Origin of the sequence: Arcicella gelida (assembly GCF_034931025.1) — a bacterium.
In the GTDB taxonomy this organism is placed as follows: domain Bacteria; phylum Bacteroidota; class Bacteroidia; order Cytophagales; family Spirosomataceae; genus Arcicella; species Arcicella gelida.
The window spans coordinates 25,559-47,239 of sequence record NZ_JAYGIL010000024.1 but is presented as its reverse complement, the minus strand read 5'-3'; the positions used below and the strand labels follow the sequence as shown (position 1 = coordinate 47,239).

Sequence of the window (21,681 nt, the reverse complement as noted above, 5' to 3'; positions counted from 1 at the left end):
AAGAGTTGCCGCTACGAAGTGCCAATTTTTAAGCAGATTCCTAATCGCTAATTCACTATTTGCTAACTCACAATTAAGAAAATCACTAATTCACAACTCACTCAATCACTAAATAATCTATTGTCCTAAATGTTGAATAGTACTTCTTCTAGGAATGGTTAAAATCTGTTTTTGCCGCCCGTCGATATAATGTACTTTTCCATTGATAAAAAGTCCTTGTTCTTCTAGCATGATTCTTACTTCTTTATTTCCCCATTCTGGAATTTTTACTTTTGCATTCAGTTCAATGGCATAAGCAGTATTTTCGTTCAAAGGATATTCGCCATTGCCCGGCACGCCACCTTGCATATCCCACATACCAATGGCTGGACCTGCTGCATGACCGTGATAGCCCACTGGATGCGAATAAATTTGAGCCACCAAACCATCTTGCTCTGCTTTGCGAAGGGAAAGTGCTAAAATCTGATTACCCGTCATCCCCACTTTAAAGAAACCCGTCATAATATCTTGTACTTTGTTGCCAGCGGCTAAGGCTTTTCGTAAATACTCAGGTAATTCTTTTTCTTCGGGACGAAGTACGTAAGCTAATTCTTGCACATCAGTATTTAAGCGAAGATAAGTAATGCCAAAATCGCAATGAAGTAAATCGCCGGGGAGAATCACATCTTCTGCGGGGCGACGGTCGTAAGGCCAATTCGTTTTGTCTGGGTCTGGACGTTGGACATCAACTGTTGGATGAAACCAAGTATCTAATTTTAGTTCAGCTACTCTTTCACGCAAATACCAAACGACATCTTCGGTAGTAGTCACACCCGGAACGACTACTTTATCAGAAAAAGCTTCTGCAATAATTTGATGCGTAATACGGTCGAGAGTTTCGTAAAGTGCTATTTCTCTAGGTGTTCTACTTTCCAACCAGCCAACGGCTAGTTTTTCACTAGAAACAATTTTTTCTTTACTTTTCTGTGATAAATTTTCTATCAAAGCCTCATGTTCAGAATGTGAAAGTCCATCAGAATGTGCATATTGTTCAGAAACATCAATGGCAATTTTCTTAGGATTTCTTTCTTCAATCAAAGCTGAAAGACGTTTCCATTGGTTTGGTTCTTCTTCAGGTTTCCAAGCAGATTTGAAAATTGTGCCTACATTATAACGTGCTACCGCTAAACATTCCAAGCCTTCTTTTTCGCCTTTATCATAAATCAACAGAATCGTTCTTCGGCGAGCATTCAGCCAAGTAGAAGGAAGCATCGTTTTGATGATAGGATCTTCGTTGTATTCACGGGCAATAATTAGCCACATATCAATACCTTGCTTTCGCATCAAAGAAGGCAAGAGTGACTTAAAGCGTTCTTCTAGTAATTGGTCTTGCAGAACAGCTCTGTCTTTTAACGCTAAAATTTTAGGAATATCCTGTGCAAAAAGAGAATGAATAGCAAAAAGTAAGGCAATAAAGGTAAAAGCGTATTTGTTCATGATGAAGGATGTTAATGAAATTAGATTCTTATAAAAATAAGGGAATTTCATTAGAGAAAACTTATCATAGGCAGATTTTTTCTTTATTTAGTATTTAAACTGTAACACGAGTTTCCAACTTGTATTATGCAAAAGATAAAGCCTACCTATCAAAATAATACCAACTACACTTTATCTTTGCCGCTATATCTATCAAACTTAAACTCATTTCTATGAAATTAGCTTTTATACCTACTTTATGTATTTGTCTCTTCTCAACATTTTTTACCAATGGACAATCATTAAAACAAAATCAAATCGGAATAGAATTGGGAGGGGATAATATTTACTACAGTCTTTATTATCAGCATAATATTCCTGTCGAAAAACATTATATTAGTTTAAAGATTGGCGTAACTCCTTATTTTCCAATTTATGATATTGCCAATAGTGGAGTGCTGAGTACTACCTTAGGGAAAAATAACCGTTGGTTTATTGGGGCAGGCTATACCAGAATTGATTTTAATGAAAACCATCAAAGCAATAAAGGTGTTGGCAATAATGAGGATATTCCACTTGAATTATTGATGCCTCAAATAGGCTATCAAGTTTTAACAGCTAATCAACAAAACTTTTGGCGATTTAGTATAATAACGCCAATCCAAGTAAGTAGCAAAGGAAGTACAGAATTGGAAGTGCCAATATGGGCATCAATTTCATTTGGCTGGATTTTTAATTAGAATTGTTTAAAGAATAGTTTTGCCATTGTTGATGTTTGGGGTATCAACAATGGCATTTTTTATTTCTTAAAAGTGAATTCAGACGTTTTACCATTCTCAACACTTCCAAATTTCAATTCTCCATTGCTAGGGGTATATCTCAAATATCCATTTTGCGGGCTACTTGTTGTACCTACTTCAGTAAGATTAAAAGTATCTCCCGATTTTGTAATATTAAGTTCAGCACTTTCTGAATCAAGTGTATCAGTAACGATTACTGTTTTTAATATCGCACTAACTTTATTAACACCAGTTGCTTTGAATTTTAAGTATAAAGCAAATTCAGGGTCGCCAATTAAACTAACAGTTTGTCCGTCTTGAACGACAGTGGTGGCTTTCCAAGTGCCAACGAAAGTACTTGTGTAATCTGGCGTAGGTTCATCATCTTTTTTACAGCCAGATATTGTAAATAGAACTACTAAGAGTAATAAAGTTAATTGTTTCATGTGTATGTTGTTTTAATTGTTTACGTAAAACTATTGATGAGAATGGACGGGGTAATTTAGACATTTCTCATAACAGATAAGGAAAGAATCGGTATTATTAAAAGCCAGTAGAAGAAAAACACAATGCCATTATTAAAAACCGATAGTCAGTCCAGCACTGAGTTGTTGGTATTCGTTTTGATAAAATATAGGACGAAATGATACTTTGCCACTGCCAGTATTTTTATTGAATGTTGTTACTGCTTGTTTTAATTTTGTATTAGCACCACCATTAATGAGTAAGCCAATCAGAGAAACACCTATACCTCCTGCAAAAAGACCAGTATCAAATTTTTTCCCAGCTATTGCTCCACCAATAGGCCAACCTACAGCAAAACCTCCAATAAATGAAATTACTTTAGCAGTACTTAGGCTTGATTGATAAGAAGATAAAAGTTGAGAAATTTCTTGGTTGGGATTGGAGAGTAAGATACGTTGTATATCTTCAATTTTAGCATAATGAACGTCTTTGTAAAGAATACCTCCTTTTTGATATGCGACAGTATCTTTTGGTGCAAAAAAATCCTGTGAAAAAGAATTGGTAGTGAATAAGCTAAGTAATAGAATTAAAATATTGTATTTCATAATTAGTGAATTTTAGATGATTGTATGTGATAGGTAATAGCATAATAATTTGTCTTCCACTGGCTTTTAGAAGTACCAGCAAAGATAAGTGAATCAGCAATATTACAAAGGAGTATTGATGAAGATTTTAATAAGTTTTTGTTATGGCAAAGTAGTAAAACGGAAATAGGGAATCTATTAAAATAAATTCCCTATTTATAATGACTGAAATCTGGGGACTAAAAGCAATCTAAATCACTGGTGTGGCAAATATTCTTACATCTTCTAGTGTAATTAAATCATTACACATAATCACTAATCTTTCCACTACGTTTCTAAGTTCACGAACATTTCCCGTCCAAGGTAAAGTTTGTAAATACTCCATTGCTTCTTTTTCTATTTGCTTGCTCGACTGCCCGTACTCATTAGCCACATCGTCTAGGAATTTATCTACCAATAATGGAATGTCGTCCGGTCGTTGTTTAAGTGGTGGGACATAAATCGGAATCACACTTAAACGATGGTATAAATCTTCACGGAAACGTCCTTCTGCAATTTCAACGTGTAAGTTTTTATTAGTCGCTGCAAAAACTCGCACATTCACTTTGATTTCCTTATCGCCACCCACTCTGGTAATTTTACTTTCTTGTAAAGCTCTTAATACTTTTGATTGTGCCGAAAGCGACATGTCTCCGATTTCATCTAAGAAAAGTGTTCCGCCATCTGCTTGTTCAAATTTTCCAATTCTTTGTTTAACAGCAGAAGTAAACGAACCTTTTTCATGTCCAAACAATTCCGATTCTATCAGTTCAGAAGGGATTGCCGCACAGTTTACTTCAATTAAAGGCATGGTAGCACGGTTACTTTTTTCGTGCAAACGTTTCGCAACCATTTCTTTACCTGCTCCATTTGGACCAGTAATTAATACTCTTGCTTCTGTAGGACCTACTTTATCTGTAATATCTTTTACTTTTTGAATAGCGATTGATTCCCCAACAATTTCATTCAAGCGGTAAACTTTTTTCTTCAAAACTTTCGTTTCAACAATCATCTTTCCACGTTCAATGGCATTCTTTACAGTTACCAAAAGACGATTCAAATCAGGTGGTTTCGAGATAAAATCAAAAGCACCACGTTTGGTAGCTTCAACGGCTGTCTCTACATTTCCAAAAGCTGAAATCATGATAAATTGCGTAGAACGACCCATTTCGGTTGCTCTTTGCAATAATTCTAGTCCATCCACTTTCGGCATACGAATATCACAAAGTACAACATCGTAGTCGTTCTGTTTGAACATCTCTAATCCTTGTTCACCGTCACTTGCTTCGTCGATGTTATAGCCTTCATATTCCAGAATGTCTCGTAGCGCACCTCGAATTGCTTTTTCATCATCAATAATTAATAATTTCGCCATGAATTGGAATGGGGGATATTTTGAGCAGTCTTAATTTGTAAGGGTTATTTTGTTGTGAATTTAAGAAGGAAATTCTTACAAATAGTTAAAAATGCCTTTTTTACTTCGCTTTTCACTCCAAATTTATTAATAAAATTGCAGAATTTGCATCAAGAATTAAATTTGGTGCTTTCTTTTCTTGCAATTTTATGCGTCAGTTAAATTCAATTCCGCACGATTAAAGATTTCTCTCCTTAAAAAAACTTGTTTTCTGTTTTGAGTCGCCTAGCCGACAATGTGATTATAGACAAGTCTTCAAATTTGTAACGTAATCAAACAACAAAACAATGAAACAAATACTCATCTCTTTTTTAAGTGTTATCTTATTGAGTTCTTGTGTGAAAGATATTGAACTCGTTCCTGTTAACAATACTCCTAGTCCTGTAATACAAGAAGGGAAAGAAGAAGCCACAGGAATGTTTACCAATGGAGTTCATGCGGTATCTGGAACGGTGAAAGTAATCAGCGACAGCAAAATGCCTGATAAAAAATACCTTTCTTTTGAGAATTTTAAAACCGACGAAGGACCAGATTTGTACATTTATCTGGCAGAGGATACTCGTTCAAGTAATTTCACAACAGTGGTAAAACTAGATAAAACAGGCACATTCGTATTGGAAATTCCTCAAGAAGCTAGACTCGACAAACAACAGTATGTATTGGTTTGGTGCAAACGATTTAGTGTACTTTTTGGTAGTGCGAAACTTTCTCAGTGAAATTTTTCAATGAAACAATTAAATTTAAGCATAATGAAAAAAATATTTGTATGTTTATTGTTGAGTCTTGTTAGCATCAAAAGTTTTTCGCAAGGCTATGAAACCTCTTATAAAACAACTGATTTAGCTTTAGCTGCTGGCAAAGGATTTTCTCCTGCAATATCCTTTACCCAAATGTTTGGTGTCGGCAAATCTTATCGTTTCAAAATTGGATATGGTGTTCGGTTAAGCTCATTTTTTGCTAATGATATTCAAGCAAGAACCGCACCCGCCAATTTAACATCAGGGAAAGCTAGTTTTGCAGCACTCGTTTCGGAAGATATTATAGCCAATATTGATACTTTTTCTTTGAAAAAAGTGCAAGTAAATGCCTTAAACTTGTCTATTAATTTACAATACTCTCTTTCTCAAAAATTAGAAGCAGGAATTAATATTGATGCCATTGGTTTTACTTTCGGAGGGAAACAATCAGGAAATTTAATTGCCAAAGCATCCAAACGTACATTTGCTGATGGGAGTACAGTTTCGGAAGCAAAGCCAACAAACTTTAATTTGTTATTAGTGAGTGATTCTGATTTAGGAAGTTTAAATTCAGAAGTATTTCTTCGTTATTGGTTGAATGATAAAATCGGTATTCGTGGAGGTTTGAGCTTCTTCTTTGCAGAATATACCTCCGACAAAAAAGTAGCTGTAGCCAATCAACAAAACGACCGATGGCGTTATAAAAGCCTTTTGCCAATGTTGGCAGTTTCTTTTAAATTCTAAACATTATGAAAAAAATCTTGATTTGTTTACTCTTCGTAAATATCATCACGAACAGTTTTGCACAGCAATGGCGACCAGTAACCGCAGGTATTACTTTCAAAATAAAAATGCTTGGTGCTACCGTCGATGGGAAATTCAAAGGCTTTATGGGTGTCATAAAATTCGATGCCAAAGATTTAAACAACGCAAGTTTAGTCGCTTCCGTAGATGTCAATACTTTAGATACCGAAAACAATTTAAGAAATAGGCATTTGAAAGAAAAAGAAGATTTTTTCAATGTCGCCAAATATCCAATTATCAAAATGAAATCAACCAAAATAGAAAAAGTAGGAGATACTTACCTTGGCTATTTTGATTTGACAATGAAAGAAACTACCAAAAATATTAAAGTGCCTTTTACTTTTAAACAAGATGGAAACAACGCTACTTTTTTAGGAAGTACCACAATAAATAGAAGAGATTGGGCAGTAGGAGGAGGAACATTAGGATTGAGTAACGATGTAACTTTTACCATTTTAGTAAATGCCATCGCTCAGTAAGTAAGCGTTGATTTATTTTATAAAATCCTAAAAACGTTTAAGCTTAAACTCAAGAAATCAATTCAGAAAAATATAAAATTATGCTTCAGAAAATAAACATTGATATTATCGAACAGCTAAGCGATTTGCTGGAAGATTTAGATAATGTAGTGTACAAAGAAAGCTTAGCCCCTTTGCACTATCATTCGGTTGGGCAACATGTTAGGCACATCACAGAATTTTATCTATGTCTTGTAAAAGGTTATGAAACAGGTGAAGTAAATTATGATGCTCGCCAAAGAGATTTGCGCATAGAAGTAGATAAAGATTTTACTTTGGAAGTATTGAGAAATGTAATAAATCACTTAAATCTTTATCAGCAGGATAAACAACTAATATTACAAACGGCTTTTGGTTTAGAGGAAGCGATGGAAATCTCAAGTAGTTTTTTCCGTGAACTTACTTATTTGATAGAACATACTATTCATCATTTAGCAATTATCAAAATAGGTTTGAATGAAGTATATCCTGAAATTCAGATTGCCCCAGATTTTGGCGTAGCTTATTCTACCATCAAGCATCGCAACATGCAGAATGCCTGAACATAATTTTAAAGACCTTTATCACCATTATGAGTAGTCGATGGAAAATAAGTAACGGTACTTTTCGAATTAAATAAAAGTATTTCAATATTTTAATTCGTAGTGTCGGGTTGCTCATCATTCATCATTCACAATTCATCACTTTTAATATAATGTGCGTACTTACTTACTTGCCCAAGCAAAACGGTTTCTTTTTGACGAATAATCGAGATGAAACTCTTGCTCGTCCGAAAGCCATTCCGCCTAAGAAATATACAATTAATGGAAAACAAGTTTACTTTCCGAAAGACGCACAGGCGGGAGGAACTTGGTTGGCAACGTCTGATGATTTTACATTATGTTTATTGAATGGTGCTTTTGAAAAACATCAATCAAATCCTCCATACCGACAAAGCAGAGGACAAATTATCCTTGATTTCTTTCAATACGATTCTGTCGAAGCTTTTTTAGAAGCATACAATTTTGAAGGAATTGAAAATTTTACGCTGATTATCATTCGAAATGTTAATGATGAAGTAAATATATCTGAGATTCGTTGGGATGGTGAAGTATTGTATCTTACTGATAAAGATAGCCTTTTGCCACATATTTGGTCGTCGGCTACTTTGTATAGTGATGAGATTAGGCATCAAAGAGAACAATGGTTTACTACTTTTCAAAAACAATTTCCAGCCTGTAGTGCAGAAGATGTACTCGATTTTCATTTAAACGGTGGTACTGGCGACAATCATAATGATATGCGAGTAAACCGAAATAATGAATTAGTGACACAATGTGTTTTTCAGGTAGTCAAACAAAATCATTATTTGTCATTTTCCTTTCATGATTTACTTTCCGAACAAGCATTGCGTTATAGAGTACTCTGAGTAGTCAATAATTCTTTGAAAACATCAATACTTAATTCCCCTACTATTTCCCCTTTTACTTGAACAAATAATTCCTTTTGATTTTTAATTAATTGAAGTCTTCCTTTGAATAGTCTTGCATTATTCTCTTCCAGAAATTGATACAACGTTTTCTTACTTTCAATTCTACAGACATATTCTTCGTCGTTATTAAAAACAACTAATCTAAGTTTTTCCTGATGTGGAAAAATGTTAAATGTAAAGGCAGGAGATTGTAATTGTATCATAGCGAACAAAGATTGAAAGATTTGTCAAGTCTAAACTAAACCGATAAACATTTAGGAAAGAAATTTGTTAAGCTTCTTGGATAATGATTGAAAACAAATGAATTTAATTAATTTTCCGCTGAAAATTAAAACAAAAAACTTCCGTAAAAATGAATACACCTAAAACTACAGCTCAACAGTCACTTTTGCTTACTTTAGTTTTGATTGGTTGGTTTGCTCTTGCTGCGCAATTATACATTATGCTTGGTAATTCCTATGCCAGTACTATCGAATTAATCATTAGATATTTTAGCTATTTCACTATTCTTTCTAATTTATTGGTCACCATTTCTTCAACAGTTTTACTGTTGAATCCTACAATTTCATTGGCTCGTTTTTTATCAAAATCCAAAACATTAACAGCTATTGCAGTATATATTCTAATTGTGGGTATTATCTACAATGCAGTGCTTCGCTCTATTTGGCAACCTGAAGGTTTACAAAAAGTAGTAGATGAATTACTACATTTAATTTTACCGATACTTTATGTTATTTATTGGTTTGTGTATGTGAATAAAAGCCAACTGCAATGGAAAGATTTTCAGGCATGGTTAATTTTTCCTTTGATATATGTGACTTTTATTTTGCTTCGTGGAGCATTGTCGGGCTTTTATCCTTATCCCTTTATGAATGTAGCCCAACTTGGTTATCAGCAAGTATTTATAAATACTTTTTTTATTACGCTTGTTTTTACCATTGTCTCGCTTATTTATATTGGTATTGCTAAAATGAAAAGAAATGAGGGGAAATAATGAATGGCTTATTGTGTCTGTTTTTCAATTCCGAAGGGTGATATAATGATTCTTTGCAAGTCTTTATAACCATTATTCGCCATCAAATGTATCACCCTTTCAGGGTTCAGTAAACAACATTTCAATCATTGCTATAATCCTGACATCTCTTTGGGATTTAGAGAAAGTATTTCAAAGCTCTTTTTAGAATTTTATTTGGTTTTAAGTATGTATTTGACCAATAAACCAAATGAATCCTATCTCCGAGACAGGATTTTCCATCGATTTGATAAGTTGTCCTGTCTCCGAGATAGGTTTTCCCATCTTTTTGATAGGTTGTCCTATCCCTGAGATGGGATTTTCTATGTTTTTAATAGCTTGTTCTGTTTCTGAGAGTGACACTCCTGTCTCTGAGATAGTTTTTCCTATCTTTTTGATAGCTTGTCCTATCACCTAGAAAGCTTGTCCTATCTTTGAGAATAGAGATAGGTTTTTGCATTGCATCTTCCTTACAAGAAAATGCAACAAGAGCGATTTCTTCTTAATATTTCTCCTTTAAAAGCATAAAAACAATTGGTCAATAAGGCTTTTTTGTAACTTCGGGCAAAAAATAAATAACCTATGAAAAAGTTAAGCCTTCGTCTATTCATTAGTTTTGTTGTGATTACTTCATTGATTACTTCTTTTGCAAGTTTTGCTCAACAAGACCAACAATATATTACCTATCCAATGATGCCCCTGAACGTCAACCCAGCTTATGCAGGAAGTCGGGAAGTAGTAAGTATAGCTGCTTTGTATCGTCGTCGCCCACTTTTTAGTACAGTTGGTGCGGCTTCAACCAATCAGCAATATTTTAATTTCGATATGCCCATTGCCCAAGATAAAATGGCAATTGGTTTTCAAGCATATAATGCCGAACAATTGATTGGCACAAATACAGGAGGAATTATTGGTAATTTAGGTTTGTATGGCGACTTTGCTTATCGTTTTGTTTTGCCCAATGATGGTAAATTAGCTTTGGGGCTTCAAGCAGGCGTAACACAAGTACCTGCTTATATAACTTCTGGAGGCGGAGGTTTGGGTACAACTGGTTTTAAATCAAGCCTTGGTTTGGGGGTGTATTATCATAATGATGATTATTATGCAGGACTTTCGATGATGAATTTGAATGCTGATAAAACCCAATTCAGTCAGCCTACATTTTTAACGGCAGGTTATGTTTTTCATTTCGACGACCAAGTACAATTAAAAACAGGGGTATTAGTCAGAAGACTTTCAAATGCTTATAACACCCAAACCGATGTTGACTTCAACGCAACAGCATGGTTTAATAATCGTTTTGGTTTAGGGCTTTGGTATCAAAACACAGGTTCTGAATTTTCAGAGAAAGCCTTTTTAGGTTCTTTACAGATTCAATTCAGTAAAATTCAATTAGGATATGCTTATGACTTTAAAGGTAATCCAAACGGAGCAGTAGGAGCGAAGGAAGGCTTTCATCAAATTATGTTACGCTATGAATTTGATTCAGGTAACGGGAAGTCTGGCGTATTTAGGTATTTCTAAGCCAGAAAGCAGGAGTTCATTTGTAATAATGAATCATGAAATTTCAGGAAAGTACAGGAATCCTAAAAAAGCTGAACGAATAGTGTAAAATAATTAACTTTTGAAGTTATTATTGTACTTTGTAAAGAAAGATACCCTTTTAGAAGCATTAAAAGCTGTGCTATATAAATTTGGCATTCTTTCAATAAAAAACAAATAATTTTTATGTTTTAATTTGAAAGCATAGCTTAACTTTGCCTTGGAATAAAATAAGTACAAAAAAAGAAAACAAATAACGATAGTCCCAATTCTGGTTACGTCATATTATAATGGATCAATTTTCATACATTGCCAATGCTGATACGGCAGCGATTTCTGACCTTTATGAGTCATATTTAAAAGACCCTAATTCGGTAGATACAAGTTGGCAAAACTTTTTCAAAGGTTTTGATTTTCACGCAAGTTGGAATAACGCTGAAGGCGCAACCAACGGGATAAAAAGTGAAGGCACTTCTTCGCCAGATGCTTCAACGGTTCAGAAAGAAATGGCTGTAATTAGCTTAATTAAAGCCTTTCGTTCACGTGGACACCTTCTCGCAAAAACTAATCCAATCCGTAATCGTAAAAACCGTCAGCCACGTTTGGATTTGAAAGATTACGCTCTTTCAGAAGCGGATTTAGATACAAATTTTCAAGCTGGAAACTTCTTGGGTATTGGTCCAGTTTCATTACGCAAAATCATTGAGTCGTTGAACACGATTTATGCGGGTTCTGTAGGTTTTGAATATGCTTATATCCGTGAGCCAGAAGTAAAAGAATGGTTACGTGCTAAAATCGAAAGAGAGGCTTTAGCGTTTAATCCTTCTTTAGATGAAAAGAAACAAATCTTAACGAAACTGAATGAAGCCGTAGTTTTCGAGAATTTCTTGGGAACGAAGTATTTAGGTCAAAAACGTTTTGGTTTGGAAGGTGGCGAAAGTACTATTCCTGCTTTAGATGCAATCATCAATCGCTCTGCTGATTTAGGAGTAAAAACAGCCATGATTGGTATGGCACATCGTGGTCGTTTGAATGTGCTAGCGAACATCATGCACAAGTCTTACGATGCAATTTTTGATGGTTTTGAAGGAAATATTCCCACACAAATTCACGGAGACGGAGATGTGAAATATCATTTAGGATATTCTTCTAGACATATTTCTCCATCAGGTGCAGAGATTTCTTTGAAATTAGCTCCTAATCCATCTCATTTAGAAGCAGTCAACCCACTTGTTGAAGGATTTTGCCGTGCAAGGGCAGATGCTCATTTCAATGGTGATTATGATAAGATTTTGCCAATTTTGATTCATGGAGATGCTGCCGTTGCAGGACAAGGCATTGTGTATGAAGTAACACAAATGGCTAAGTTAAAAGGCTATGAAACTGGAGGTACAATTCATTTTGTGATTAATAATCAAGTTGGGTTCTCTACCGATTTTGAAGATGCTCGCTCGTCAATTTATTGTACAGACGTTGCTAAAATTATTGATGCACCTGTATTCCATGTGAATGGAGATGACCCGGAGGCAGTAGTTTTTGTGTCAAAAATGGCTGCTGAGTTCCGTCAACAGTTCAATCGTGATGTTTTTATTGATATGGTTTGTTATCGTAGAAATGGACACAATGAATCTGATGAACCACGTTTCACTCAGCCAACACTTTATGCAAATATTGCATCTCATCCAAATCCACGAGAAATATATACTCAAATTTTGATTGCCCGTGGAGATATTGATGCTCAATTGGCATCTCAAATGGATAGCGAATTTAAAGCCGAACTACAAGCTCGTTTGGATTTGGTAAAACAAAAAGTTCGTCCAGAATATGTGCCTTTGAAATTAGATAACCGTTGGGCAGAATTGCGTTATGCAACACCAGCTGATTTTGATAATTCACCCAATACAGGTATTACGAAAGATGTAATTGATAAAGTTGCAGTTGCTTTGACAAAAATGCCAAGCGGGTTTAAAGCCTTGAAGCAGATTGAAAAAGTATTATCAGAACGTAAATCTTATTTTGATAGCGGTATTTTGAACTGGGCAACAGCTGAAGCTTTGGCTTATGGTTCATTACTTTTAGAGGGCAAACCCGTAAGAGTTTCAGGTCAAGATGTTCAACGTGGTACTTTTTCTCATCGTCATGCAGTGCTACATGATGCAGAGACAAACTATGCATACTATTCGTTGAATTATATTGAGGAAGGTCAAGAAAAATTACAAATCTATAACTCTTTACTTTCTGAATACGGGGTGTTAGGTTTTGAATTTGGTTATGCCTTGGCAAATCCTGATGCGTTAGTTATTTGGGAAGCACAGTTTGGTGATTTCTCAAATGGTGCACAAACAATGATAGATCAGTTTGTTGTTTCTTGTGAATCTAAATGGGGTACAATGAACGGCTTAGTGATGCAATTACCACATGGTTATGAAGGTCAAGGCCCAGAACATTCTAATGCTCGTCCTGAAAGATTTTTGCAATTAGCTGCAGAACATAACATTGTAATTACTAACCTTACTACTCCTGCAAATCTTTTCCATGCTTTGCGTCGTCAATTAACATGGGAGTTCCGTAAGCCTTTGATAATGATGTCTCCAAAATCATTATTCCGTCATCCAAAAGTAGTATCGCCAATCAGCGAATTTACAGATGGCAAGTTCGAAGAAGTTTACGGAGATACGTTTGTAGATGCCAAGAAAGTGAAAAAAGTTTTACTTTGCACAGGTAAAGTATATTTTGATTTGTTAGATAAACAAGCAAAAGATAACCGTACAGATGTGGCCATTGTTCGTGTTGAACAATTGCATCCTTTCCCTGCTAAAAAAGTTCAGGCTGAATTAGACAAGTATCCAAAAGCAAAAGTATTCTGGGTACAAGAAGAACCAGAAAATATGGGCTATTGGTCATTCGTAATTCGTGAATTCGGTTGGAAACCATTTGAAGGCTTAGTAGCTCGTAAAAAATCAGCTTCACCAGCCACAGGTTTCTTAAAAGTTCATAATGAAGAACAAGCAGCTTTACTAGAAAGAGCATTCTCTTAAATTTAACCTATGTAGATTACTGATTCTAGGATGAGTAATCTACATTCTTTTTTATATTATCTAAGTATTTTAATCATATAGTTTTGGTTTTTAGAGGTATCAGCATTCTAAAATCTAAATTCTAAATTATAAAATCAGAATATGGCAATTGAAATGAAAGTACCGCCAGTAGGCGAGTCAATAACAGAGGTAACTATCGCCGCTTGGAATAAGAAAGACGGAGATGTTGTTAAAATGGATGAAGTTTTGTGTGAATTAGAATCAGACAAAGCGACCTTTGAACTCCCTGCCGAAGCAGAAGGCGTCTTGAAAATCGTTGCAAAAGAAGGTGATACTTTGCCTATCGGTGCTGTTATCTGTATTATTGAAACAGTTGGTGGACAAACTGCTGTTGCACCTTCTGCTCCAGTTGTTGAAGCAGTGGCAGCTCCTGTGGCTGCACCAGTAGCAAGTACAGAACCTGCAAAAACGATTGAAATTAAAGTTCCTGCTGTTGGTGAATCAATCACTGAAGTTACAGTTTCTTCTTGGAACAAAAAAGAAGGTGATTCAGTAAACATGGACGAAGTACTATGTGAATTAGAATCTGATAAAGCAACATTTGAACTTCCTGCTGAAGCAGCAGGAACATTACATATTGTAGCCGAAGCTGGTACAACATTGCCAATCGGTGGTTTAGTAGCAACTATTACAGTGGGTGCGGGTGCAGTAGTTGTATCAGCAGCACCAGTAGCACCTGCTCCAGCTCCAGTGGCATCAGCTCCAGTAGAATCTTCTTCAAGCTATGCGGCAGGTCATGCTTCACCAGCAGCAGCGAAAGCATTAGCTGAAAAAGGTATCGACCCTGCAACCGTTCAAGGTTCAGGCGTAGGTGGAAGAATTACAAAAGAAGATGCACAATCAGCTCAAAAACCAGCACCTGCTCCAGTGGCTGCACCTGCTAAAGCAGCAGAGCCAGCACCAGTAGCTTCTGCTTCAGGTAACAGAGTTGATAGAGCAGAGAAAATGACATCTTTGCGTAAAACAGTAGCTCGTCGTTTGGTTCAAGTGAAAAACGAAACAGCGATGTTAACTACTTTCAACGAAGTAGATATGAAACCAATCATGGATCTTCGTGGAAAATACAAAGATAAATTCAAAGAAAAACATGGTGTTGGTTTAGGCTTTATGTCGTTCTTTACAAAAGCAGTTTGTGTTGCTTTGAAAGAATTCCCAGCAGTAAATGCTTCAATTGATGGCGATTCAATCATCTTCCATGATTATTGCGATATTTCAATTGCAGTTTCTGCTCCAAAAGGATTAGTTGTTCCAGTAATCAGAAATGCAGAACAATTATCTTTAGCAGGAATTGAATCAGAAGTAATTCGTTTAGCTTTAAAAGCAAGAGATAATAAATTGACTTTACCAGAAATGACTGGTGGTACATTTACAATCACTAACGGTGGTGTATTTGGTTCAATGTTATCAACGCCAATCATCAATGCTCCTCAATCAGCAATCTTAGGGATGCACAATATCGTTGAGCGTGCTGTAGTAGTTGGTGGACAAGTAGTAGTTCGTCCGATTATGTATCTTGCTCTTTCTTATGACCATAGAATTATTGATGGTAGAGAATCAGTTTCATTCTTGGTAAGAGTAAAACAACTCCTTGAAGATCCAACACGTTTATTATTAGATGTATAGCATTTTATAAATCAATTGAGACACCCCAAAGTGTCTCAATTGATTTAATAGCATAAAAATCCTTTCTACTCAATGTCTAACTACGAATATTCAACCTTTAGTATTTCCATCAACAGTGAAGAACTAGAGTCGAATGAATTTGAAGAAATTGACGAAAAGTTTCTTGCTGAGACGCTAAATAAAGCAGCTAGAAGCGGATGGGAACTTGTTAGTATTATTCCTGTTGTAGTAAAAGGAACTACTGTTCAAGTAGTGATAACTTATAAAAGAACAGTGTTTTAGTAAATTCATTTCCCTTTTTATATCAAAATCAATTTAAGTAATTAAACTTGTTGGTTATCAGTAAATAACTGAATACCCAAAGCTCATAATATGCAATACGACGTAATAGTAATCGGCTCTGGTCCGGGTGGCTATGTAGCTGCAATCCGTGCCGCACAATTAGGCAACAAAACTGCCATCATTGAGAAATATTCAGTTTTGGGCGGTACTTGCCTGAATGTAGGTTGTATTCCTTCAAAAGCACTTTTAGATTCTTCTGAGCATTTTCATAATGCTGCTCACACTTTTGCAGACCACGGTATCGAAATCTCTGCTCCGAAAATCAATATCGAGCAAATGATTAACCGTAAGTCGGGCGTGGTGAAGAAAATGAACGATGGTATCAATTTCTTGATGAAGAAAAACAAGATTACTGTTTACAATGGTCTTGGTTCATTCGTTGATAAAAGTACTGTGAACGTTGCTAAAGCTGATGGTACTTCAGAACAAATTACTGGTAAAAACATCATCATTGCTACGGGTTCAAAACCAACTGTTTTACCATTTATTCCTGTTGACAAAACAAGAATCATTACTTCAACTGAAGCTTTGAATTTGAAAGAAGTGCCAAAACACTTAGTGGTAATTGGTGCAGGAGTAATCGGTGCGGAGTTAGGTTCAGTTTATGCTCGTTTGGGTGCTAAAGTAAGTTTTGTAGAATTTGCTGATTCGATGATTCCTACGATGGATAAAACGATGGGTAAAGAATTACAAAAAGCCATCAAGAAATTAGGTGCTGATTATTACTTCTCTCATAAAGTTACAGGCGTAGTAAATAACGGAGACGACGTTACGGTAACAGCAAGAAATTCAAAAGACGAAGAAGTACAAATCACAGGTGATTATGTGTTGGTTTGTATCGGTCGTCGTCCATATACTGATGGCTTAAATCTTGAAGCAGCAGGTTTAACAACTGAGCGTGGCAAGATTGAAGTAGATGAGCATACTTTGCAAACAAAAGTACCAGGAATCTATGCGATTGGCGATGTAATTCGTGGTGCAATGTTGGCACATAAAGCAGAAGAAGAAGGTGTTTTTGTAGCAGAAACTATTGCAGGACAAAAACCACATATCAATTATAATTTAATTCCGGGTGTTGTTTATACTTGGCCAGAAGTAGCTTCGGTAGGTAAAACCGAAGAAGAATTGAAAGCTGCTGGAAAAGCTTATAAGACTGGTTCGTTCCCATTCAAAGCTTTAGGTCGTGCTACGGCTTCTGGTGATACTGATGGTTTAGTAAAAGTATTGGCTGATAAAACGACTGACGAAATATTGGGTGTTCATATTATTGGTGCAAGAGCTGCCGATATGATTGCAGAAGCAGTAGTTGCGATGGAGTACCGTGCAAGTGCTGAAGACGTAGCAAGAATGTCTCACTCGCACCCAACTTACACAGAAGCGATGAAAGAAGCTTGTTTAGCTGCCACAGAAAATCGTGCGATTCATACGTAATCTAAGAAAAAATGATAAAAATCAAAGGCTTGGAGGGTTGTCCCTCCAAGCCTTTTTTGTTAGCTTTGGGGAAATTAACCAAAAATAATCATGAAAACATCATCTTTAAATTTCATTACCTTTTATAAATACACGTTTCTTTTTGTAGTAACCTTATTCTTGAATGCTTGTTCTACCAAGCCAAATCAAGAAAGTAAAACAGATTCTTCAGTAGTTATTCAGAAAGCTAAGAAAGAAGTTATTACCAGAAACAGTACTGGAAAAAGCGAAGGGATGTTTTTGGAAGATATTTTAGCTTGTGTGAGTTTTGATGGATTAGTCAAAAAATATGGCGAAGCAAATATCAAAAAAGAAGTAATGATAGAAACTGGCGAAGGGCAGTTTAAAGTAACCAAACTCTTTCCAGATACAGAAAAAGAAGTAGAAATCTATTGGAAAGATGGCAAAGAGTATCAACAAATTCAAGATGTAATAGTAAGAGTACGTTTTACCAAAGATGAAAAAACAGATTTAAGCTCGCCTTGGTCTTCAAAAGATGGCATTCATCTTGGTATGCCATTGTCTGAGATTGTTCAGCTGAATGGAAAAACATTTACCATTACAGGTTTTGGTTGGGATTTAGGCGGAAGTGTTGTGAGTTGGGAAGGAGGAAAGTTAGCCAATAAAAATATTAATCTTCGCTTCAATGATTTTTCTGATAATAACGGTGGGTTGACTGATGCAGAATTTACGGCAATTTCAGGTGAATTGGAATTTGATGTACTGCACGCTTCTATCAAAAAGTTAAATCCTTTGGTTGACCAAGTTTCTGTTTTTATCAAGCCAGAAATCAGTAAAGATTTAGGTCAGAAAATGGTGAAAGAAGTAGAGGCAAAGCAGATGAAGAAGTGAAATTAGATATGAATTTTGAATTATGAGATATGAAATATCGGAGTTTAATATTTATAATTCATATCTCATAATTTATATTTAACTCCTAAGTTTTTCATTCTCCAAATGCCGAGTCCCATCTCGTTTTGTCTTTTTATCTAGGTTTTTTTGTAAAGCTTCTGTTAGATTTATGCCTGTCTGGTTAGCTAAACAAATTAACACAAACAAAACATCAGCCATTTCATCACCTAAATCTTTGGCTTTGTCAGATTCTTTTTCGGATTGTTCTCCATATCGACGAGCTATAATTCTGGCTACTTCTCCAACTTCTTCTGTAAGCATTGCCATGTTGGTTAGTTCATTAAAGTAACGGACGCCAATGGTTTTTATCCAATTATCAACAGTACTTTGTGCTTCTTCTATTGTCATTTTTGATGAATAGTTTTATTGAAAAATGAACCCATAAATCCACCAAATAAACATGGAAGTGGTGAAATATAAGTAGAGAATTGATTAATATTTGGAAATTTGGCTGATACCCCCAATAACTGTGCAATAAAGAAACCTGCAAAAATTCCTGCTGTCAATTGTATGGCAGAAATCCAGCCTTTTTGTGGTTGTAAGTAGCCCAATAGCAAAGCTGAAAGTAATATGACAAAAAGTGGCCAATGTACCACATCTGAATTAAGATTTACCGCAACTACAATTACCGTAGCGATTAACGTGAAGATAGTATTTCGTATCATTTGAAAAGACTTAATGCTTATTTTTTGAATCAATAACAATAGTAACTGGACCATCATTAATAAGAGATACTTTCATATCAGCACCGAATTCTCCAGTTTGTATCTCTTTTCCCAATTCTTTAGATAATTGCTTAATCATTTGCTGGTAGAAAGGAATCGCAATTTCTGGGCGAGCGGCTTCAATAAAACTTGGTCGATTTCCTTTCTTGGTACTTGCATGCAAAGTAAACTGACTGATTAATAAAATATCACCATTTACAGACTTTATGTCAAGATTCATTTTCTCTTCTTCATCCGAAAAAATTCTCATGCCAATAATTTTCTTGGAAAGCCATTCAACATCTTCAAGTGTATCGTTATGAGTAATGCCTAACAAGATTAAAAATCCAGTTTGAATACTTCCTTTTATCTTCTCTTCAATTTTTACAGAAGCTTCCGAAACTCTTTGTATTACTGCAATCATAACTTACATCAATAAATAAACAATCAATAAATACACGCCATAACCCAATAAATCGTTTGTAGTTGTAATAAATGGCCCTGAAGCGATGGCTGGATTAATATTAAATTTGTTTAATACTAATGGCGTTAATGTACCCATAAATGAAGCTAAGAGTACCACAGAAAAGATAGAAAGCGATACCGTTATAGATAACTGTACATTGGCACTATCAACAATTAGGGAACCTAAAAATGCAAAAATACCAGCAATGATAGCATTGAAAAAAGCTACTTTTAAAACCTTCAAGAGACGTTCGCTAAGGGATATATCAATACCCGATTTATCAGCCAAACTTTGTACAATAATAGAAGAAGATTGAACTCCAACATTACCACCCGTAGAACCAATTAAAGGAATGAAAAAAGCTACTGCTGGAATTTTTGACAATAAATCTTCAAAATTATGAATTAACCTTGCTGCAAAAAAACTCCCAACCATTCCGCCAAGTAGCCATGGCAAACGAGAACGAACCAAACGCCAAACGCTATCATCTTCCTCAACATCTTCCGAAATCCCCGTCATCGCTTGTACGTCTTCTTGTGCCGATTCTGTGATAAAATCGACCACGTCATCAATGGTAATTCTACCCAATAATCGCCCTTGAATATTCACGACTGGTACTGCTTCTAAATCGTATTTCTGCATGACATCGGCTACTTCTTCTCCTTTGGCTGTTGTTTTTACAGAAACAATATTTTCATCATAAATATCGGCTACTCTTGCACCTCTTTTGGCAAGAATAATTTTCTTTAAAGAAACTCTACCGAGTAAAATACTTTCATCATCCACTACATAAACAGACGATACGTTTTCAACATCTTCGGCTTGTCTTCTAATTTCCTCAATACATTCTGTAATTGATTGCTTGATGTTGATTTTTATTAACTCTTTTTGCATCAAACCGCCCGCAGAATCTTCATCATAGTGCATCAAATCGTTGACAAAACGAGCTTGTTCTCTGTCTTTCAACAAACCAATAATATCTTCCGAAATATCTTTAGGTTGTTCATTCAGAATATCAACGGCATCATCAGAATCCAGTAAATCAACGTACTCTGCGATTTCCATAGCCGTAAAATTCTTTAGGAATTTTTTACGGTCATCAGCGTCAAGATTTGTGATGATTTCAGCACCAAGCTTTTTATCCAATAATCTTACCAAATAATGAGCTTCTTCGCCTTCTAATTCGTACAAAATATTGGTAATATCTGCTGGATATAACTCTTCCATTTCAGCAATGATTAATTCATTTTCTTGCTGATTGATGGCAGTTTGTATTTTCTCTAAATATTCCTTTGTGAGTTCAAAAGGAGTAAGTTCAAATGGCTGTTGATTGATTGGTTCCATTTCGTTCGGGCTAGCCATAATTATTATTTTGACGAATAAGTTTTAGAGATTCTAAGCAGAATTAACTTAATTACAATACTTTAAATTACTAAACCTAATATTTACAATGCTTCATTATCATTCACAATAGGATTTTGCTCTGATAAACGAGTGAGTTCTAAAAAGTCGGCAACAGATAATTGTTCTGCACGTTTATTCAAAAATGGATTTTCAGGCAATTGTAAAGCTCTCAAAGCATTTCGGAGTGTTTTGCGACGTTGATTAAATCCCATTTTTACAATGGCTTTGAATTTACTTTCTGATACTCCTAAATCGGATACATTGTTTCTTTTCAAACGAATTACGCCAGAATTTACTTTTGGTGGTGGCGAAAATACTTCTGGGCCTAATGAAAAACAATACTCAATATCGTAGAAAGCTTGCAGTAATACGCTCAAAATACCGTAATCTTTATTGCCCGGTTTTGAGGCAATTCTTACCGCTACTTCTTTCTGAAACATTCCTGCTATTTCTGGAACAAAGTCTTTATAATCAAGTACTTTGAATAAAATCTGAGAAGAGATATTATAGGGGAAATTTCCAACGATTCCGAATTTTTTACCGCCGAAAAAAGTCGATAAATCTAAATGCAAGAAATCGGCTGAATGAATTCTGCCTTGTAATTGTGGATAATGTATATTAAGGTATTCTACTGATTCTCTGTCTAATTCAACCACCGAAGTTTGGTATTCGGTATGTTGTAATAAATATTGAGTAAGTACGCCCATTCCTGGTCCGATTTCCAGAACTTGGTCATAACCGCCATGAAGCGACATCAACTCTACAATTTTCTGTGCTGCCTCTAAATCTCTTAGAAAATGTTGCCCTAGACTTTTTTTAGCTCTTACGTCTTTCAATGATGC

23 protein-coding genes are annotated in these 21,681 nt (G+C 35.4%); 13 read left to right on the top strand and 10 right to left on the bottom strand.

What is annotated here, in order from left to right:
• Positions 1-117: 117 nt before the first annotated feature.
• On the bottom strand, positions 118-1,476 hold the full coding sequence (locus VB776_RS17425) for a M24 family metallopeptidase (protein ID WP_323698154.1): 1,359 nt from the start codon (positions 1,474-1,476) through the stop codon (positions 118-120).
• 212 nt (positions 1,477-1,688) lie between these two features.
• On the opposite strand from VB776_RS17425, the gene VB776_RS17420 reads away from it, so the two are divergent.
• Positions 1,689-2,195: a hypothetical protein gene (locus VB776_RS17420; RefSeq protein WP_323698153.1), complete on the top strand. Its 507-nt coding sequence runs from the start codon at positions 1,689-1,691 to the stop codon at positions 2,193-2,195.
• A gap of 59 nt (positions 2,196-2,254) precedes the next feature.
• On the opposite strand, the gene VB776_RS17415 is transcribed toward VB776_RS17420, so the two are convergent.
• From VB776_RS17415 to VB776_RS17405, 3 genes are all read right to left on the bottom strand, one after another.
• Positions 2,255-2,680 (bottom strand): hypothetical protein, encoded by a 426-nt coding sequence (locus VB776_RS17415; protein ID WP_323698152.1) that lies wholly within the window; start codon positions 2,678-2,680, stop codon positions 2,255-2,257.
• A gap of 132 nt (positions 2,681-2,812) precedes the next feature.
• Positions 2,813-3,304: a hypothetical protein gene (locus VB776_RS17410; protein ID WP_323698150.1), complete on the bottom strand. Its 492-nt coding sequence runs from the start codon at positions 3,302-3,304 to the stop codon at positions 2,813-2,815.
• Between the two features lie 229 nt (positions 3,305-3,533).
• A complete protein-coding gene (locus VB776_RS17405) occupies positions 3,534-4,697 on the bottom strand; it encodes a sigma-54-dependent transcriptional regulator (protein WP_323255081.1) in 1,164 nt (387 codons plus the stop codon).
• 326 nt (positions 4,698-5,023) lie between these two features.
• Between VB776_RS17405 and VB776_RS17400 the strand changes: the two genes are divergently transcribed.
• The 5 genes from VB776_RS17400 to VB776_RS17380 all read left to right on the top strand — a co-directional run bounded on the left by VB776_RS17400 (position 5,024) and on the right by VB776_RS17380 (position 8,203).
• A complete protein-coding gene (locus VB776_RS17400; RefSeq protein WP_323698149.1) occupies positions 5,024-5,452 on the top strand; it encodes a DM13 domain-containing protein in 429 nt (142 codons plus the stop codon).
• A 33-nt stretch (positions 5,453-5,485) separates the two neighbouring features.
• The gene (locus VB776_RS17395; protein ID WP_323698148.1) at positions 5,486-6,217 is read left to right on the top strand and encodes a hypothetical protein; all 732 of its coding nucleotides are present in this window, start codon (positions 5,486-5,488) and stop codon (positions 6,215-6,217) included.
• A 5-nt stretch (positions 6,218-6,222) separates the two neighbouring features.
• Entirely contained in the window at positions 6,223-6,756 is a 534-nt protein-coding gene (locus VB776_RS17390; RefSeq protein ID WP_323698147.1) for a YceI family protein, read from the top strand.
• 80 nt (positions 6,757-6,836) lie between these two features.
• Positions 6,837-7,337, top strand: coding sequence for a hypothetical protein (locus VB776_RS17385; protein ID WP_323698146.1), 501 nt, complete (start codon positions 6,837-6,839; stop codon positions 7,335-7,337).
• A 152-nt stretch (positions 7,338-7,489) separates the two neighbouring features.
• The gene (locus VB776_RS17380) at positions 7,490-8,203 is read left to right on the top strand and encodes an NRDE family protein (RefSeq protein ID WP_323698145.1); all 714 of its coding nucleotides are present in this window, start codon (positions 7,490-7,492) and stop codon (positions 8,201-8,203) included.
• Here the strand turns inward: VB776_RS17380 and VB776_RS17375 are convergent.
• Positions 8,188-8,469 (bottom strand): hypothetical protein, encoded by a 282-nt coding sequence (locus tag VB776_RS17375; protein WP_323698144.1) that lies wholly within the window; start codon positions 8,467-8,469, stop codon positions 8,188-8,190. The two genes, VB776_RS17380 and VB776_RS17375, sit on opposite strands and share 16 nt — an antisense overlap.
• A gap of 149 nt (positions 8,470-8,618) precedes the next feature.
• On the opposite strand from VB776_RS17375, the gene VB776_RS17370 reads away from it, so the two are divergent.
• From VB776_RS17370 to VB776_RS17340, 7 genes are all read left to right on the top strand, one after another.
• Positions 8,619-9,260 carry a Pr6Pr family membrane protein gene (locus VB776_RS17370; protein WP_323698143.1) on the top strand — a complete coding sequence of 214 codons (642 nt, stop codon included), beginning with the start codon at positions 8,619-8,621 and terminating at the stop codon, positions 9,258-9,260.
• 600 nt (positions 9,261-9,860) lie between these two features.
• Positions 9,861-10,802, top strand: a complete 942-nt coding sequence (locus tag VB776_RS17365) for a PorP/SprF family type IX secretion system membrane protein (RefSeq protein ID WP_323698142.1) — start codon at positions 9,861-9,863, stop codon at positions 10,800-10,802.
• Between the two features lie 308 nt (positions 10,803-11,110).
• On the top strand, positions 11,111-13,858 hold the full coding sequence (locus VB776_RS17360) for a 2-oxoglutarate dehydrogenase E1 component (protein WP_323698141.1): 2,748 nt from the start codon (positions 11,111-11,113) through the stop codon (positions 13,856-13,858).
• Positions 13,859-13,999: 141 nt separating this feature from the next.
• A complete protein-coding gene (gene odhB, locus VB776_RS17355; protein ID WP_323698140.1) occupies positions 14,000-15,541 on the top strand; it encodes a 2-oxoglutarate dehydrogenase complex dihydrolipoyllysine-residue succinyltransferase in 1,542 nt (513 codons plus the stop codon).
• Between the two features lie 72 nt (positions 15,542-15,613).
• Positions 15,614-15,823 carry a DUF4177 domain-containing protein gene (locus tag VB776_RS17350; RefSeq protein ID WP_323698139.1) on the top strand — a complete coding sequence of 70 codons (210 nt, stop codon included), beginning with the start codon at positions 15,614-15,616 and terminating at the stop codon, positions 15,821-15,823.
• 90 nt (positions 15,824-15,913) lie between these two features.
• Positions 15,914-17,314 (top strand): dihydrolipoyl dehydrogenase, encoded by a 1,401-nt coding sequence (lpdA, locus tag VB776_RS17345; RefSeq protein WP_323698138.1) that lies wholly within the window; start codon positions 15,914-15,916, stop codon positions 17,312-17,314.
• 90 nt (positions 17,315-17,404) lie between these two features.
• The gene (locus VB776_RS17340) at positions 17,405-18,205 is read left to right on the top strand and encodes a hypothetical protein (RefSeq protein WP_323698137.1); all 801 of its coding nucleotides are present in this window, start codon (positions 17,405-17,407) and stop codon (positions 18,203-18,205) included.
• Positions 18,206-18,283: 78 nt separating this feature from the next.
• Here the strand turns inward: VB776_RS17340 and VB776_RS17335 are convergent, their stop codons facing one another.
• The 5 genes from VB776_RS17335 to rsmA all read right to left on the bottom strand — a co-directional run bounded on the left by VB776_RS17335 (position 18,284) and on the right by rsmA (position 21,675).
• Positions 18,284-18,613, bottom strand: a complete 330-nt coding sequence (locus VB776_RS17335) for a nucleotide pyrophosphohydrolase (RefSeq protein ID WP_323698136.1) — start codon at positions 18,611-18,613, stop codon at positions 18,284-18,286.
• Positions 18,610-18,930 carry a hypothetical protein gene (locus VB776_RS17330; protein WP_323698135.1) on the bottom strand — a complete coding sequence of 107 codons (321 nt, stop codon included), beginning with the start codon at positions 18,928-18,930 and terminating at the stop codon, positions 18,610-18,612. The genes VB776_RS17335 and VB776_RS17330 overlap by 4 nt, the downstream gene beginning before the upstream one ends.
• Before the next feature lie 10 nt (positions 18,931-18,940).
• Positions 18,941-19,393: a D-aminoacyl-tRNA deacylase gene (dtd, locus tag VB776_RS17325; RefSeq protein ID WP_323698134.1), complete on the bottom strand. Its 453-nt coding sequence runs from the start codon at positions 19,391-19,393 to the stop codon at positions 18,941-18,943.
• 3 nt (positions 19,394-19,396) lie between these two features.
• Positions 19,397-20,797, bottom strand: a complete 1,401-nt coding sequence (gene mgtE / locus VB776_RS17320) for a magnesium transporter (RefSeq protein WP_323698133.1) — start codon at positions 20,795-20,797, stop codon at positions 19,397-19,399.
• 83 nt (positions 20,798-20,880) lie between these two features.
• Positions 20,881-21,675, bottom strand: a complete 795-nt coding sequence (gene rsmA, locus VB776_RS17315; protein WP_323698132.1) for a 16S rRNA (adenine(1518)-N(6)/adenine(1519)-N(6))-dimethyltransferase RsmA — start codon at positions 21,673-21,675, stop codon at positions 20,881-20,883.
• Positions 21,676-21,681 lie beyond the last annotated feature (6 nt).